The organism is Myroides gitamensis (assembly GCF_029894455.1).
Lineage (GTDB): Bacteria > Bacteroidota > Bacteroidia > Flavobacteriales > Flavobacteriaceae > Flavobacterium > Flavobacterium odoratum.
The window spans coordinates 1,633,904-1,649,658 of sequence record NZ_JARYHN010000001.1 but is presented as its reverse complement, the minus strand read 5'-3'; the positions used below and the strand labels follow the sequence as shown (position 1 = coordinate 1,649,658).

Sequence of the window (15,755 nt, the reverse complement as noted above, 5' to 3'; positions counted from 1 at the left end):
ATAGTTATAATTTATCTTTTAATATTTGTATTTCATCTCGTAATTGGGCAGCTAGCATAAAATTGAGGTCCATGGCTGCTTTTTCCATTTCCTTTCGCTTGCTGTTGATTAGCTTCTGTATTTCCTCTTTGGTGTGATATTTCACTTGCTCTTCTGCGACTTTCTTCACTTGTTCTGTCATGAGCTCGTCGTAGGTTGGCTTAATGAGGTCGTTGCTGATCTTTTTATTTAATCCTTTCGGTGTAATGTTATGTTGTGTATTATAGGCCATCTGTTTCGTGCGTCTATAATTGGTTTCGTCTATTGTTTTCTGCATACTGGCCGTAATCTTATCCGCATACATAATTGCCTTTCCATTGACGTTTCTCGCAGCTCTACCCACAGTTTGCGTTAACGAACGATGGCTGCGTAAGAAACCTTCTTTATCTGCATCTAAAATAGCTACAAGCGATACCTCAGGCAAATCTAAACCTTCTCGAAGTAAATTCACCCCAATTAGTACATCAAAAAGCCCTTTTCTCAAATCTTGCATAATTTCGATGCGTTCTAAGGTATCTACATCCGAATGGACATAGCGACAACGAACACCCATGCGAGTAAAGTATTTGGCTAATTCTTCTGCCATACGCTTGGTTAAAGTGGTGACGAGGGTTCGTTCATCTTTATCGACGCGTTGTTGGATTTCCTCGATTAAGTCGTCAATCTGATTTTCAGTAGGGCGTATTTCAATAATGGGATCCAATAAACCAGTAGGGCGAATCAACTGTTCTACAATTACACCCTCACTTTTCTGGAGCTCATAATCAGCAGGGGTTGCAGAAACGTAGATGACTTGGTTCTGCATGGCCTCAAATTCCTCAAACTTCAATGGTCGGTTATCGAGGGCTGCAGGTAATCGAAAGCCGTATTCAACTAAATTTTCTTTTCTTGAGCGGTCTCCACCATACATGGCGTGTACTTGAGAAATCGTCACGTGACTCTCATCGACAACCATCAAGTAGTCATCCGGAAAATAATCCAATAAACAGAACGGACGGGTTCCAGGCTCTCTACCATCTAAGTAACGGGAGTAATTTTCAATTCCAGAACAGTATCCCAGTTCTTTCATCATTTCTAGGTCGAAATTTGTTCGCTCTTCTAGGCGTTTTGCCTCTAGGTGTTTCCCGATTTCTTTGAAATAAGTGACTTGTTTTTCTAAGTCTTGTTGTATTTCCCAAATAGCGTTGTTTAACACATCGGGAGAGGTTACGAACATATTCGCAGGATAGATATTCAAACGCGTAAATTTCTCAATAACTTGAGCTGTTGTTACATCAAATACCTCAATGGCTTCAATTTCATCTCCAAAGAAGTGAATGCGGTACGGATTGTCTGCATAGCTCGGGAATACTTCAATTGTATCTCCTTTGATTCTAAAGTAACCTGGTGTGAAATCAGCTTCTGTACGAGCATATAAGCTTTGCACCAGTCGGTGTAGCAATTGCGTACGGCTAATTTGTTGGTCTATTTCGATGGAAATAACGTTCTTTTGGAACTCAATCGGGTTTCCGATACCATAGAGACAAGAAACAGAAGCTACAACTAAAACATCGCGACGACCCGATAATAGGGTAGAAGTGGTGCTTAAACGGAGCTTTTCTAGTTCTTCATTGATCGATAAATCTTTCTCGATGTATTGCCCTGTAACAGGAATAAATGCTTCCGGTTGATAGTAGTCGTAATAAGAAACGAAATACTCTACAGCATTGTTGGGGAAGAAACTTTTAAATTCCGAATACAATTGCGCAGCCAATGTTTTATTATGTGCTAAAACTAAGGTTGGTTTTTGTACCTCTTGAATTACGTTGGCAACACTAAACGTCTTACCTGATCCCGTAACCCCTACAAGTGTTTGATATTTCTGATTGTCCAAAATACTTTGGGTCAATTGGCTAATCGCTTCCGGTTGATCACCGGTGGGACTATAATCAGATTGTAAATCAAATTTCATAACTACTTATTTAAATGCAAAGGTACGCATTTAAACAAAAAAAGCACAAGCATAACGCTTGTGCTTTTTAGTATAATTAATCTACTAATTAGTTTACTTTGAAAATTGCTCTTCTAGCAACGTTTTTAGCTTGTGTTGAATCGATACCATTACCTTTAGCAGTAATTTTACCTGCAGGAACTCCAGCTTTAACTAAAAGGTTTTTCACAGCGTCTGCACGTCTTTGTGATAATTTTTGGTTATAGTCTTTGTTTCCTGTTGAGTCAGCGTATCCACCAACTTCTAAAGAAGCAGAAGGGTTGTTTTTCATGTAAGAAACGATGAAGTTAACACCTTCTAAAGTAGTAGGCTCAGCTTTATCGAAATCGAAGTTAACAGCTACATAACCTTTGTTGATTAATTCTTTAACCAAAGCAGCGTCATCAGCGTTCATTGTTTCGTTATTTCCGTATTTCTCTTGGAAATAAGCTTCGATGTTATCAGCGATACCATTGTTATTTTTATCAATGTTTCTTCCTCTAGAATCAACTAAAGCTCCAGCTGGTGTATTAGGTTCTAAGTCTAAGTAATCAGCTACTCCGTCGTTGTCTGAGTCAACTAACATAGATTCGATTTGATCTAATCTGTTAGCTAAAGAATTGATTTCATTTTTAGTTTGAGATTCTTCAGAATACCAGTCAGCGTGTTGACCATGTTTACCTAAATAGATAGAGATACCCATTGAAGCATTAAACATTGTTCCTTGGAATACAGAACGGTTTGTTGCAGAAGCACCATCCCAGTTTCTGTCTTGTTGTGTATTTTGAATTACAGTAAAGTCAGCATTTAAAGCTACTCTAGAGTGTAATTTAACTTGTCCTGTTAAACCAGCCATTAAGTGACCCATTTTGTCAGAACTAGTAAAGTTGTCTCCGTTTAACCAAGAGTAACCTCCACCCGCGTGAACTTGTAATCCTAAAGTATTAGTCCAGTTTTCGAAGTTTAAAACTCTACCTAAGTTTACAACTCCTTCTAAACTTGTTCTGTAGTAATCACTTTGAGCTTTTAAATTACTGTTTGTCCAGTTATCAATTTTGTCATAACCAAAAGAAGCTTTAACTCCAATTTTGTTGTTGATGCTATATCTAACACCACCGTCTAAATGTAAGTTTTTGAAAGTCTCAGCAGAATAGCCTGAGCTTAATGTTCTTGCTGGCTTTGCAAAACCTGCATTTAAATCAACTGACCACTTATTATATGGCTTGTCTTGCGCATTAGCACAAATACCTACCGTAAGTGCTAACAAAGATAATGTGATTTTTTTCATAATTTAATTTTTACTTTCACTTGTGCGCTATCGTAATAGCTACTATTGTTTCGTTTACTTGGCAAATATACTATAAAGTTTTTAAATATGCATTTTTTACAAGAAAAATACAATTTTTTAAAGAATAACTGAATTATATAAAATCAGTGAGACTTCCCTTTATTTTGTATAAATGTTGTTTTTTTAGCGATGCGTTGAAAAAAATATAAGTTTTCTTTCTATTATTAACTAATTTGGTTTTTTATTTTTTTCTCCACTACAAAGGTGCCAAATGGGATTATTGAGGCGATACATGCTAAAAATAGTGTTTTGTTTGACCATTTTAACTCATTTTTTATCAAAATGGCGAAAACGATATAAGCAATGAATAATACACCATGTGCCATACCTACTTTTTGTACCATATAAGGATTGTCCCATATGTATTTTAATGGCATTGCGATGAACAATAACATAAGGAGAGAAACTCCTTCTAGAAAAGCTATAATCCTAAATAGATTAACCATAATTTTGAGTCTTTAATTTGAATGGGCTAAAATAGGGTTAATGATTAATAATTCAAATATTTAGAAACGGATTAATGCTAAATAAATCATAAAAAAAGGCCTAGTCAAACTAGGCCTTTTCACTATGCTAATAACTTAGCATTATATTCTTTCAAATCAACAATGTTGTGTTTATTTGTTGGATCTTTAAAAAGAGACAAAAGATATTGTAAACTCTCAATGTCATTTACTGTAGGAACTACTGCTTCCTCTACAGATTCCCCTTCTTCTTCAATTGGTTCATCGTTTGGAATTGCAATGAAAAAACCATTGTTGTTCTCAATGTGTTCATACGTAAGTCTAATTGCTTTTACTAAAGTTGGAACCTCTTCTAGTAAAGCGTATTCTCTTAATTTCTTAAGGTTTGGAACTATTTGATCCACTACAAGACCGTTAGTAACTAAATCAGATTGTATTAACTTAATTAGTTTAATTGCGTTTGCGTTTTCCACAGTATTAAATTTTGGGTATTATTAATTGTAGCACAAAAATAAGCTTTTTAATAGTTTAGCAAATAAAAAAGTGGATTTAATTTTCAATTGTTTCTTCTTTTTACTTTAATCCCCTTTCTTTCACAAGTATACCCCGTCGCTTTTTTCTTATATGGCACTAAAGGGCAATGGATTTGTCAGTTCCTACCTTTTTTAGCTCGACAAACCGATGCCTAGTATTGGACAAAGGTGTTTTTGGAGTTGTGAATCTGGTTGTATTAAATTGCTTTTCTAAAGAAGATGTTATTTTATTGCGATTAATTTAAAACGATTTTTTCTCTTTTATTCGTCTTTTTCTCAAGGGTATCGTGTAAAGTAACTAAGGGTTTTACCTAAAAAATTAAAATAAGGGCTTTCTTTGTTTGTTAGTTAAACTTATTGTTTTTGTTTTATTTATGTTTAATATTTTTGTTTTTAGCTTGTTTGTGTTTTAATGAATGGTGTATTATGTTAAATAACGGTATTTTATTTGTTTTTGTTAATACGTAGTTAAAGCGTGTTTCAATAAATTACCTTGATCATGTTAAATAGGATTTGATACAGGAATTAACATATCAAAAGTTAAATTTGTTTAAATGAATTACGCAAAAAAATGAATTGAAATAAGTAAAAAAATGATAATTCATTAGATATTAACAAAATGTTATTGCTGGTTAAAGAATTGGCTGAAAGAACAAATTAGGTGAATATATAAATACAAATCAATGGCTTGAAAAGCGCTTTTTCGGATGGTTACACGCTTGTAAAGGAAAGAAATAGATGCTTTAGAAATACCCATTGGTTTTTAAATAAAATTAGATCATGAAGTTGTACGATTGGAATGCAAATGTTCAAATGGAGCGTTTTTTCTTTATGTTTTTTATCTGTTTTTCATTTTTGCTCATGGTGAATTATTACTATGCCATGATTGCCCATAAAACAGTTTATATCGTGAATTTTTTCGCAATTATATTTAGCATCAAACTGTTTTGTATTATGGCTGATGTAGCCGACCGCCTCTTGAAGAAGCAAATTGTGCAGTTGATGAGTATGGGAGTTTTTATTTTGATTCTCAGTTTTTTACCTGTTTCGCTGTGGATTATCGTTACTGTAAATAACTTTTTTGCCTTGGTGTATTTTGCTTTTTTACACCTCCATCGCAAAAAAAGTAAGCAGAAGTATAGGTTTATTAAGTCCTACGTGAGTTTAGTGCATTTGTTTTATATTACTTACCTCATAACGCTTAATTTACAAGTACTGCTGTTTAATCAAAGCGAAGTACCCGTTATGCTGATGTTGAGTTATCTTCAGGTGGGACTTCAAATTATCTTGTTAACGCTCTCTTTAACGAGTTATCTTTTCTATAGTAGAATCTTGCGATTGAGAAAGATCAATGCTTTTTTTGGAGCTACTGATCGTACGTTAAAGGTTGGAAAGAAGCAAAAAGCGAATCTGATACTTCAAAAGGAAATGGCCGTTTCTCATCAGGTCAGCTATAAACATCAAGAAGTGATGGAGCAGGTACTGGATTTCTTTGAAACAAGTGATGCCTATTTAAAGACTGATTTTACACTAGAAATATTAGGGCAGTGTATTTCAAATTCCAATCTCCATGTCATTAGTTTCGTAATTAACCATCATTTAAATTCTACGTTCTATAAGCTTGTTGTCTATCATAGGATTCTATATGCATTGAAATTGCTTACAGATCGAAATGATTGGACTGTACTGGCTATTGCGGAAAGTGTTGGTTTTAAGTCAATTAATACATTTAATAAATATTTTAAGGATTTAACAGGATTAACTCCTGTGGAGTATCGTGTTATTTTGGATAAAAAAAGAGGGTAAGGATGTTTTGGATATTGGTTATTTTTTCAGGTTATTTTTGTTTGTGCTTGGATACGAATGTAAGATATAAAGGGGGAAGGAAAATGCTATGGATGAGTTGTGGCATTTTAGTGTTGAATGTTTTCTTGTACGGATTTGAACTTGTTTATCCCGATAGGCCTTGTTTGCATTTGAGCATTGTGTTGTTTTTTCTGCAAGGATTTGGCTTGGTACAGCTAATAAAGACAAGTCGATGGAACCGTTATTTACATGTGTTACCTTTTGTTTTGTTTGGACTTTTGTATCTACTGGCAGTTATTTCCGATTGGACGCTGCTTACATTACCTACACTGAATAGACAGGGAATAGCCTACATTGGGATTTTGTCCTTTGTCTATGCTAATTATGGGTATTGGTGTTTAATTAAGGGAAAATTTTATAAAAACTTACGACAGTTTACAGCATTTTATATCACGACGTTGTATTGTACGTCTATTGTGTTTTTGATTATTTATTTCTATCAAGAATCCTTTTTTGAGTACGTCCGATTTTTATTTCTACTACTTAGTGGTTGCCTCCTTTTTGGTGCTTTCTTTTATGAAGCAAGCTTGTTGTTCTACACAAAGAAGAAAAGGATAAATTCCAATGAAATTGCGACAATGACAAGATTAGATCAACGTTTACTGAAGAAAATAGCCTTGGATATATCTGGATTAAAGACACAACAGATTGATTTGGGAAGTCATCATGCTTTTAATCAGATTGCTGTTGCCAATTTTCCTGTAGTACAGGAAGTTTTGACTGCTCATGCACCAGTTAAAACAGTTGATATTCGAGGGATGATAAGTACACAGTTAATTGATACTCGGTTGTTTCTAAATCCGGCGCTAACCTTAGATCAATTGACCGATTTACTTCAATTACCCAAAAGTGATTTAACGCGTTTTTTCAAAGAATCACATGCATTAACCTTTAAGCAATACATCAATCGGTTGAAGGTAGAATATGCGATTCTGTTAATTCGAGAACGAGAAGAAAGTTATACCGTTGAAGAATTGAGCTTGCTTTGTGGTTTTAACACACGGTTGTCTTTTTATCGGGCATTCGTTGATGTTTATGGTTTTGCACCATCCGAAATTTTGGCCTAATTATTGTTCAAAAATAGAGGAGTGAGGGTATCTGTTTTTGTGTGTTTACAGGTACATCAAGAAGAAAAAATCAAAAACAACAAGCAAGTAAGAACGAAAAAATATTCAAGTAGCCGAATAATTTTTTCACTATCCTGCTGTAGGATATAAAACCAACAGCACTACCTAAAACGAGGGGGTTGCCTTAGCTAAGGCAACCCCCAAATTTTGAAATGTGGTTTAGGTTATTCATCATCTAGTTGAAGGAAATTTCCTTCACGATCAAAGAGAAGTTCAATTTCTTGTTTCCCTTTTTTCAGTTCTACTTCAAATCCATTTCTTTTTTTCTCTACACCAGTGAATTGAAAATCGCTGTAGTTTGTTTGGATGTAAGTAGTTAGTGGAGTTGGAAGTAGGGCAGAAGGAATTGTTTTTCCTTGTTTGCTTTCCATTTCTGTCCAATCTCCTTGTTGGTTGAATTCAATCTTAAATCCATCCTGTGTATACACTTTGTATGTTGTTTCTTTCGCCTCTGTTTCTTGTTTAATCAATACAACTTCAGAAGCTGTGAAATGCGTTTTTAGCAACGTTTGAGCGGTTGTAGGTAATGCGGCATAGTCAATTAGTTGTTCCTCTTCGTCTAAATCCGTATCTATACCAATAAAGCCCTGTGCTGCGTTGAAAATCAACTCTAACTCATTATTCAATGTTACTTCATATCCCTTGCGATCGCGATCAATTTCAATGATGTGGTTGCTTTTATAGTGCTCCGCTACATACGCCTGGATAAGTGGAACTTCTTGAGTTAGGAAGTCAGCAGGAATAGCTGAACGGTCTTCTGTTTCAATTTCGGTCCAATTTCCATTTTGATCAAAATCTATTTCAATCTTATTGTTTAATCTTAGCTTATAAAAAGAACCGTAATAATTTGGTTTGTTTACTTTATTAGCCTGTATTACTGCAGCATTTGGAAATATACCTGCAATAAATTGTTGGGTATTGGCAGGTAACTGTTCTACGGTTACTTGTTCTAATTCAACAGCATTGGAATCGTCACTACTACAAGCAGTGAAACTCAAATTCAGTGCTGCAAATAAAGCGATAGCGATTATTTTCTTGTTCATTTTTTTTTACTTTTATTAATTGTCAATTCTTTTAAATACACCTGATGTAGAAAACTCCAATTCAAGTCCATTGTCCAGTTTAACCTCATATAATCTTGTTTCCTTTTCGATCTTGATAATGTGAGCCTCAGGATAGTTGGTTTTCACATAGGTTACAATCGGTTCTAAGATGAAGCTAGTTGGAAGTGGATTTCTGTTTCCGTCTACTTCATCCCATTCGCCTCCTTTATCAAACTCTATTTCGATACGATCAGCAAAGGTTACTTTGTAGGATACAGATAGAAAATCAGCATCTTTCTCTACCGTTTGTATCGCTTTACCATTAAAATGCGTATCCATAAAAGCAAGTGCTTTTTTAGGAAGTTCATTTTTTGTGATAATAACGTCTTTGGCTTGTACAGGTTGGCTCATAACTAAAGCAAATACACTGAAAATTCCTAAAAATAATGTTCTTAATGTTTTCATAGCTGTTTCTGTTTTTAAATTTATAGTACAAACTTACAGAGAGAATCTGGAATGAATTGGGAATAGAAAAAGAACGTGTGTTTTGCGCTACATTTTTACAAAAGAATAGTTTTTGTCTAGTATTTGTTTGTTATGTTATTGGAAAACAGTGATATATATTAAATTTTTATTAAGATTAAACCCTTGGTTTAGCTGTCCTTAAATATTTTTTGTACCTTGTAAGGTATTAGAGAGAGCTAATTTGAGAAGACAAATTTTTAAATCAATAGTAGAGCGTACAAGTTTTATCAGCTTAAAATTTAAAATCAAAAGATAAAAAAGATGAAGAAAGGAATCGGATTAATTTTAGGATTATTTATTTTGGTTGCTTGTAACAATACACCCAAAAGCGCAACTAATAGCGAGGAAGAGCTATCCAAAGAAGTACAACAAGTAGGAGGGGATAAAGATGATCATGGTTGTCTTGTTGGTGCCGGAGAAACCTGGAGTACGTTGAAACAAAATTGTTTGCGTTTGTTTGAAGCTGGTGTACGCTTGGACCCAATATCCACAGAACAAAGTGCAGTTATTAGTGCTTTTGTTGTGTATAACGACGATCAATCTAAATTGGAATTGTTTTTACCAGAGGAAGAGAAGACCAGTTTTATTTTAGATCGAAAAGAAGAAAATCTGTATGAAGATAATACGTACAAGTTTGACGCTAAAGAAGGTGTACTTTACATCCACGGCGAAAAACAGTACACAAAATAAAAACCAAGTTCGTACTAACGAACTGTACTCAATTTTATGTAATGTTAAGTAGAACACACCTCAAAAAAACATCGTTTATGGGGTGTGTTTTTTTTGGGGTTAGGAGTTAAAGGTTAGGAGTTAAGGGTTAAGAGTTAAGGGTTAAGAGTTAAGGGTTAAGAGTTAAGAGTTAAGGGTTAAGAGTTAAGAGTGTGCGGTTACCCAGTATGTATTACCAATTCGTATGTCATTCCAAAGTATGAAGTAAATTCTAATTAAAGAAAGACTTCTTTTAATTGAACCATTTCACAAAAAACAAACCTCACAAAGAGCGAACCTCACATCATTATTGTGGTGAGGCGATGAGAAGTTGAGAAATTCTTCTTTAATCGATAAATTTTATCTTACCCAGTATGGCTTACCAAATAGTGGTGAGGCGATGAGAGGGTGAGAAATTCTTCTTTAATCGATAAATCTCTCCCCTCACCACCTCATCGTCTCACCCTCTCACAAAGCACAAACCTCACAAAAAGCAAACCTCACAAAACTCCCTCTACCAACTCACCGTAAAGCAATGCATGCCATTGTACTCATAGCGAATAGACAAGGCGTCAGTGACCCTAATAATCGTCTGTACGAGGGATAATCCCAATCCTGTAGATTCCTCATTGGTGGTGCTTCTATAAAAGCGATTGTAAATTAGTTTTTCATCCAAAGGAGTTTTGGCTGTACTTGTATTGCTGATTGAGAAGGAATTTGCCTGTAAGTCAATGATAACTTTTCCCTGAGGTATATTATGAGCGATGGCATTTTTTAATAGGTTTTGCACCAAAGTAATGGCGAGCCCTTTATCCATTAATACTGGATTTGAAGGAGCCAGTTCATTCAGTACGACTTCCACGTGTTTATAGGCAAATATATCCTCCCAGTCTTCCACAAGATCTTGAACGATCTGGTTGAAGTAAACTTCTTGCACTTGAACAAACTGCTTATTTTCAATTTTTGCGAGCATTAAAAGGGATTTATTCAATTTAATTAATCGCGTTAAACTCTGGTGGATGGATTGAATTTGATTGATTTGATTTTCATTTAATTCCTCCGCTTCTACTAATAATTCAAGCTTGTTGTTGATAATAGCGAGGGGAGTTTGAGATTCATGAGCCGCATTGGAAACAAAGGTTTTTTGTTGCTCCACCATATCCTCAATACGACCAATCATTTTGTTGATTTCACTTTGTAAATCTGTAAATTCTTTAATAGGCGTTTTCGTATCTGCGGTGAGAATCTTTTGCCCAAGTGTATAGGTTTTGAGGTTGTGGAGTAAGCGATAAAACGGACTCCAAACAGCACGGCGCAAAATGATGTGATTAATGAGGTAAATACTCGCTAACAAAGCGAGGTATAAGATAAAGACCGCTAGGCCAAAGTCGCGCAATAAATCATCTGCCTCAATAGTAGAGGTACGAATCTCCAGTTTGTAAGGATCCCCTTTTTGATCGATAAAAGTCGTGGTTAACATGCGAACAGGTTCATCATTATCATCCGAATCCATGTAAATCATCTCCGTAGTGAATACATTCTTTCGAGAGTATTCTCCTGGAGCTAAAGGAGTAATGCGAAAACCATTGGTGCTAAAGGGCAAGAAGCTCTCCACTTGGGGATTGGTATACGCCTTTTTGATGATTTCAGTCTTGCTATTTTTCAATCCGTCATCAATATTATCATATACTTCATCGGTCATGAAGGCATAAAAAATGACAATCCAAGCAGTTAAAACCACAATGATTCCCACCGATAAATAGCCCAACATATAATGATGTAATTTCATCTTATTCTTGTACAAGTTTATATCCCATGCCATAAACGGACTGTATATTCACCTCAGCGTGGTGCGTTTTTAATTTTTTTCGAAGATTCTTGACTTGAGAATACACAAAATCATAGCTGTCTGCCTCATCCATATTGTCGCCCCAAATTTGTTCGACGAGAGAGGATTTAGTAACCAATCGATTGGCATTCACCACGAAATAATATAATAATTCGAACTCTTTATGGTTTAAGGTCACGGGCGTATTATTGACCAATACGGTGCGTTCATCGGTAAAAATCTCTACATTGTTCCACTTAATGCTCTGAAAACCTTGCTGATTTTTTCTTCGTAAAACGGATTTAATTCGGGCGAGTAGCTCCGATAAATGGAAAGGTTTGGTCAGGTAATCATCCGCACCGAGCTCCAATCCCGATACTTTGTCGTCAATGGAGTCTTTGGCTGAAATGATAATAACAGAATCATCCTTCCCCATGCGCTTAATTTCTCTTAGTAAATCAATGCCATTGCCATCGGGAAGCATGATATCCAATAAGATACAATCATAATCATATCCAATGAGTTTTTCTATTCCCGTTTTATAGTTTTCTGCTACTTCAACCACATAAAGCTCTTTTGCTAAAGATTCCTTCATGATGGAACGCAGTTCTTTTTCATCTTCAATAACTAAAATCTTCATGGCTCTTTTTGATTTTTATACTTGTAAATTTACCTAAAATAATAGATATAGTAAAATTACAAGATAGGGATTATCAAGTAGCAGCAAAGAGGAGAATAAAATAACAACTTAGTTTAATTTGTATGCGTGGTTAAGCTAGAATTTGTGCGCGATGATGTTTAAAATGTTGCACATAATCTTCTATTAAATAAGCGAGGGTCTGATCATTGCACAAGCGATCGCCTAGATTACGGGTGTGTATGGTGTGAAATAAAAACACCAATTGTCTATTTAAGCTTTGCCATAAGGATAAAAGCTGCGTTAACTCTGTTTCTTGATAATTAGCACCCGCACAATATTCCACTTGCTCATAAAAAAGCTGAGGATTCTCTTGAAACTGAGCTTTAATAAAACGAAGGTAATTAACTGTAGCACTATCGATTAGATGGCCAATGATTTCTTTTTTACTCCATTTTTCTTCCGATAATTTATGTTGGAGATCTGCTAAAGGAATCGCCAATACCTCTGTAGGAAATTGTTCGATGAGCTGTTCAAATTCGTGAATTGCGTGTTTCATTTGTTTGTTTTATGTTGTTCGTTTTTTTTGTTTAAAAGGGAATGTGCTCATAAGCAGATTACGCAAGTAGACCTTGTTATTAAGCCTCGTATAGGTTTGTAACCAGTTGATTGGCCTGTTTGGCCTCTTCTAGGTTTATTTCATACTGAAGTCCGTCGGCTAGTTTTTGTTGTTGGGCTAAGAAGAACTGCATCATCGTAAATAATGCCTTCCAATTGTGTTCAATATTCGAATCGCTATAGGTTTGTAAGAGCGTATGATAGTCTTCAGCCGTAAGATATCGGTTCATAAATTTCCCTGCTTTACCCACAGCTACTTCAAAATTAGTTTGAAAACCAATATTCCATGCGATCATTTCCATAAAAACAGGACGGACCACCGTTTCCATCATGTCTTTCGCGTAGGTTATTTCCCCTCTTTTCAACCCTTTGGCTACATTGACAACGCACCACCAAAATTCATTACTCATTTCGGAGAAGTGACGTTGTGTTGGTCGTTGCACCTGGTAATCCTGATCTGAGGTGGCTGCAATCCCCGTAAATAGATTGTCTTTATCTAACCAAACTACAGTCAGACTATCCGCTTGGTATGCTAGATGCAGCTTTTCTTTTGGAAACAAGGTCAAATCAATGCGATATCCCTCTTCAAAATAGGTAAGTATACCAAAAGAAATAGGAGGATTATTGGGATCACTACCCAATTCCATCTCATCAGGTCTTTGTTGCAGTATCGGTGTTCCTAAAGCTAAAAACCAACTGCGATCATTCAAGAAGGAAGGCAAATCTTCCACAACAAAGACAAGATCAAAATCTTGATATACATCGGGAATTACGTTAGGATTAGCCCTTGAACCATTTAATAGCACTGCACGTATTCTCGTATCGTTGGATGCTAAGTCTAAGACTTGGTTTTGAATATGCATTGGATTAAACATGGTGGTATAGGATTTATCGTGACGTAAAGTTACATGGTTTTTTTTGGGGTTCGTTTTTTTTATGATGAATGGAGGCTGTATGGTTGTTTTTTGTGAGGTTTGCTCTTTGTGAGGTTTGTTTTTTGTGAGGTTTGCTTTTTGTGAGGTTTGCTTTTTGTGAGGTTTGCTTTTTGTGAGATTTGTCGATTAAAGAAGAATTTTTCATCGTCTCATCATCCACACCCAGTAATCACCCTGAAGCAACGAAGGGTTGCATCCCGCGCTGACGGAATACTGTGTGGAGTAACTGGTTAGGGTAACAAGTGTTGAGTAACGGATGCGATGCTTCCTTCGTCAGTATGACATACTGAGTGTGTATACATACTAGACGGGATACTGTGTGGAGTGACTGTGTAGCGTGACTAGTGTTGAATTTCTCACCACCTCACCCTCTCACCATCCACACCCAGTATGTAATCACCCTGAGGCAACGAAGGGTCGCATCCCGCGCTGACGCAAGGCGGTGAGGCGTGACTGGTTAGAGTAACAAGTGTTGAGTAACGGATGCGATGCTTCCTTCGCCAGCATGACATACTGAGTGTGTATACATACTAGACGGGATACTGTGTGGAGTGACTGGTTAGAGTAACGAGTGTTGAGTAACGGATGCGATGCTTCCTTCGTCAGCATGACATACAAACCTCACAAAGAGCAAACCTCACAAAGCACAAACCTCACAAAACACCCCCTGCTGTGATTTATCCGATTTTTACTCCAACTTGTGCAACAGCGGTTTGTGCTGCGCTTTTTACTTTTGAAGTAAATTAAAAACAAGGTAAAGATGAAAGTAGAAGACCTATTAGGAAAATCAGACAAACCGATTTTAGTGCAATTTTTTGCTGAATGGTGTGGACCCTGTAAAATGTTATCGCGTATGATTGATGAATCAATGGATGCTGTAACAGAAAAAGTTGAATTACAACGTATTGATGTGGATCACGATCCGCAATTAGCTGCTGAGTTTTTTGTTCGTGCGGTACCTACCATGGTATTAATTGACCAACAAGGAGCAATCTTATGGAAACATACAGGAGTGATGGCAGTACCTGATATTTTAAAACAAGTAGCACAATAAAGTAAAGATTATTTTATGACTTCAAGACGAGATTTTTTACTCAAGAGTAGCTTGTTTACCTTGGGTTTGCTAATGTCCGATTCTTTGTGGTCATTTACTCCCTTAGCCCCCGAACAGCGCGATACCTTATTTGATGTTGTCATTATAGGGGGTAGTTTCTCTGGGTTATCAGCGGCTTTGGCCTTGGGGCGTTCCAATCGCAAGGTATTGATTTTAGATACGCAGAACCCATGCAATAAAATGGTGAAGCATACCCATAATTTATTGGCGCAAGACGGTAATTCCCCAGTCGTGATTGCCCATCAGGCAAAAGAAGATGTAGTGCGTTATGACACTGTTCATTATTACCTGGATGAAGTAACGGACGTTAAAAAGAAAGAAAGCGGGAGTTTCACTGTACAGAGTAAAGAAGGGAAAACCTTTCGCGCAAAGTATGTTTTATTTGCAACAGGACTGACGGATATTATGCCAGATATCGCTGGTTTTGAGGCTTGTTGGGGAACTTCGATTTTACATTGCCCGTATTGTCATGGGTATGAAGTGAAAAATAAGAAAACCCTGATTTTAGGGAATGGCGATTTAGCCTTTCACTATGCTATTTTAGTTCATAATCTTACTTCAGATTTGCAAATTGTAACCCAAGGGAAAGCTAGTTTTCCCCCCGAACAACTGCAAGCGCTGGCAAAGAATAAAATAGGAATAATTGAAGAGGAGATCACTCAGTTAATCCATCAACAAGGACAGGTGACGCGTGTTGTTTTAAAAACCGGTCAGGTTGTAGCTACTGAAGCTATTTATGCTAAACCCGATGCAAAGCAACATTGTGCGATTCCCATCCACTTAGGATGTACGTTAACACCACAAGGTTTACTTCAAGTAAATGCAAAACAAGAAACTAGTATTTCAGGTATTTATGCCTGTGGTGATACGAGTAGTTTTAGATCCTTAGCCACTGCTATAGCTACTGGGTCCCAAGCAGGTGCGTCGATTAATATGCAGCTGTGCTTGGATAATTTTTAAAGTACTACCATCAACTGATAGTAATTTTTTTTATGTTATTG

At 36.2% G+C, this 15,755-nt stretch carries 15 protein-coding genes; 5 read left to right on the top strand and 10 right to left on the bottom strand.

Annotated features, from left to right (window positions below; genetic code table 11):
• Positions 1-4: 4 nt before the first annotated feature.
• The 4 genes from uvrB to M2306_RS07200 form a co-directional block, all read right to left on the bottom strand.
• Complete coding sequence (gene uvrB, locus M2306_RS07215; RefSeq protein ID WP_259188402.1) at positions 5-1,990, bottom strand: excinuclease ABC subunit UvrB; 1,986 nt, start codon at positions 1,988-1,990, stop codon at positions 5-7.
• Between the two features lie 88 nt (positions 1,991-2,078).
• The gene (locus tag M2306_RS07210) at positions 2,079-3,296 is read right to left on the bottom strand and encodes an OmpA family protein (RefSeq protein WP_259188403.1); all 1,218 of its coding nucleotides are present in this window, start codon (positions 3,294-3,296) and stop codon (positions 2,079-2,081) included.
• Positions 3,297-3,520: 224 nt separating this feature from the next.
• Entirely contained in the window at positions 3,521-3,802 is a 282-nt protein-coding gene (locus tag M2306_RS07205) for a DUF3817 domain-containing protein (RefSeq protein WP_115090105.1), read from the bottom strand.
• Positions 3,803-3,924: 122 nt separating this feature from the next.
• On the bottom strand, positions 3,925-4,293 hold the full coding sequence (locus M2306_RS07200; RefSeq protein ID WP_115090106.1) for a hypothetical protein: 369 nt from the start codon (positions 4,291-4,293) through the stop codon (positions 3,925-3,927).
• An 840-nt stretch (positions 4,294-5,133) separates the two neighbouring features.
• Between M2306_RS07200 and M2306_RS07195 the strand changes: the two genes are divergently transcribed.
• Positions 5,134-6,159 carry a helix-turn-helix domain-containing protein gene (locus tag M2306_RS07195; RefSeq protein WP_259188404.1) on the top strand — a complete coding sequence of 342 codons (1,026 nt, stop codon included), beginning with the start codon at positions 5,134-5,136 and terminating at the stop codon, positions 6,157-6,159.
• 92 nt (positions 6,160-6,251) lie between these two features.
• Entirely contained in the window at positions 6,252-7,286 is a 1,035-nt protein-coding gene (locus M2306_RS07190) for a helix-turn-helix domain-containing protein (protein WP_259188405.1), read from the top strand.
• Between the two features lie 224 nt (positions 7,287-7,510).
• Here M2306_RS07190 and M2306_RS07185 read toward each other — a convergent pair whose 3' ends face one another.
• Both M2306_RS07185 and M2306_RS07180 read right to left on the bottom strand, forming a co-directional pair.
• On the bottom strand, positions 7,511-8,389 hold the full coding sequence (locus M2306_RS07185) for a PepSY-like domain-containing protein (RefSeq protein WP_259188406.1): 879 nt from the start codon (positions 8,387-8,389) through the stop codon (positions 7,511-7,513).
• Positions 8,390-8,404: 15 nt separating this feature from the next.
• A complete protein-coding gene (locus tag M2306_RS07180) occupies positions 8,405-8,854 on the bottom strand; it encodes a PepSY-like domain-containing protein (protein ID WP_115090110.1) in 450 nt (149 codons plus the stop codon).
• Positions 8,855-9,175: 321 nt separating this feature from the next.
• Between M2306_RS07180 and M2306_RS07175 the strand changes: the two genes are divergently transcribed.
• Positions 9,176-9,604: a hypothetical protein gene (locus M2306_RS07175; RefSeq protein WP_259188407.1), complete on the top strand. Its 429-nt coding sequence runs from the start codon at positions 9,176-9,178 to the stop codon at positions 9,602-9,604.
• A gap of 532 nt (positions 9,605-10,136) precedes the next feature.
• Here the strand turns inward: M2306_RS07175 and M2306_RS07170 are convergent.
• The 4 genes from M2306_RS07170 to M2306_RS07155 all read right to left on the bottom strand — a co-directional run bounded on the left by M2306_RS07170 (position 10,137) and on the right by M2306_RS07155 (position 13,580).
• Positions 10,137-11,444, bottom strand: a complete 1,308-nt coding sequence (locus M2306_RS07170; protein ID WP_259188408.1) for a sensor histidine kinase — start codon at positions 11,442-11,444, stop codon at positions 10,137-10,139.
• The gene (locus tag M2306_RS07165) at positions 11,413-12,090 is read right to left on the bottom strand and encodes a response regulator transcription factor (RefSeq protein WP_002991865.1); all 678 of its coding nucleotides are present in this window, start codon (positions 12,088-12,090) and stop codon (positions 11,413-11,415) included. The genes M2306_RS07170 and M2306_RS07165 overlap by 32 nt, the downstream gene beginning before the upstream one ends.
• Positions 12,091-12,220: 130 nt before the next feature.
• Entirely contained in the window at positions 12,221-12,646 is a 426-nt protein-coding gene (locus M2306_RS07160; RefSeq protein ID WP_259188412.1) for a DinB family protein, read from the bottom strand.
• 79 nt (positions 12,647-12,725) lie between these two features.
• Complete coding sequence (locus tag M2306_RS07155) at positions 12,726-13,580, bottom strand: aminoglycoside 6-adenylyltransferase (protein WP_259188413.1); 855 nt, start codon at positions 13,578-13,580, stop codon at positions 12,726-12,728.
• Between the two features lie 820 nt (positions 13,581-14,400).
• Here M2306_RS07155 and M2306_RS07150 point away from each other — a divergent pair.
• Positions 14,401-14,694 carry a thioredoxin family protein gene (locus tag M2306_RS07150; RefSeq protein WP_115090114.1) on the top strand — a complete coding sequence of 98 codons (294 nt, stop codon included), beginning with the start codon at positions 14,401-14,403 and terminating at the stop codon, positions 14,692-14,694.
• Positions 14,695-14,709: 15 nt separating this feature from the next.
• On the top strand, positions 14,710-15,714 hold the full coding sequence (locus M2306_RS07145; protein ID WP_259188415.1) for an NAD(P)/FAD-dependent oxidoreductase: 1,005 nt from the start codon (positions 14,710-14,712) through the stop codon (positions 15,712-15,714).
• The last annotated feature ends 41 nt before the right edge of the window (positions 15,715-15,755 follow it).

Bases quoted from the DNA above. Each gene is read 5' to 3' on its own strand.
- uvrB (WP_259188402.1), bottom strand. From the start codon at position 1,990: ATGAAATTTGATTTACAATCTGATTATAGTCCCACCGGTGATCAACCG.
- M2306_RS07210 (WP_259188403.1), bottom strand. From the start codon at position 3,296: ATGAAAAAAATCACATTATCTTTGTTAGCACTTACGGTAGGTATTTGT.
- M2306_RS07205 (WP_115090105.1), bottom strand. From the start codon at position 3,802: ATGGTTAATCTATTTAGGATTATAGCTTTTCTAGAAGGAGTTTCTCTC.
- M2306_RS07195 (WP_259188404.1), top strand. From the start codon at position 5,134: ATGAAGTTGTACGATTGGAATGCAAATGTTCAAATGGAGCGTTTTTTC.
- M2306_RS07190 (WP_259188405.1), top strand. From the start codon at position 6,252: ATGAGTTGTGGCATTTTAGTGTTGAATGTTTTCTTGTACGGATTTGAA.
- M2306_RS07185 (WP_259188406.1), bottom strand. From the start codon at position 8,389: ATGAACAAGAAAATAATCGCTATCGCTTTATTTGCAGCACTGAATTTG.
- M2306_RS07180 (WP_115090110.1), bottom strand. From the start codon at position 8,854: ATGAAAACATTAAGAACATTATTTTTAGGAATTTTCAGTGTATTTGCT.
- M2306_RS07175 (WP_259188407.1), top strand. From the start codon at position 9,176: ATGAAGAAAGGAATCGGATTAATTTTAGGATTATTTATTTTGGTTGCT.
- M2306_RS07170 (WP_259188408.1), bottom strand. From the start codon at position 11,444: ATGGCATGGGATATAAACTTGTACAAGAATAAGATGAAATTACATCAT.
- M2306_RS07165 (WP_002991865.1), bottom strand. From the start codon at position 12,090: ATGAAGATTTTAGTTATTGAAGATGAAAAAGAACTGCGTTCCATCATG.
- M2306_RS07160 (WP_259188412.1), bottom strand. From the start codon at position 12,646: ATGAAACACGCAATTCACGAATTTGAACAGCTCATCGAACAATTTCCT.
- M2306_RS07155 (WP_259188413.1), bottom strand. From the start codon at position 13,580: ATGTTTAATCCAATGCATATTCAAAACCAAGTCTTAGACTTAGCATCC.
- M2306_RS07150 (WP_115090114.1), top strand. From the start codon at position 14,401: ATGAAAGTAGAAGACCTATTAGGAAAATCAGACAAACCGATTTTAGTG.
- M2306_RS07145 (WP_259188415.1), top strand. From the start codon at position 14,710: ATGACTTCAAGACGAGATTTTTTACTCAAGAGTAGCTTGTTTACCTTG.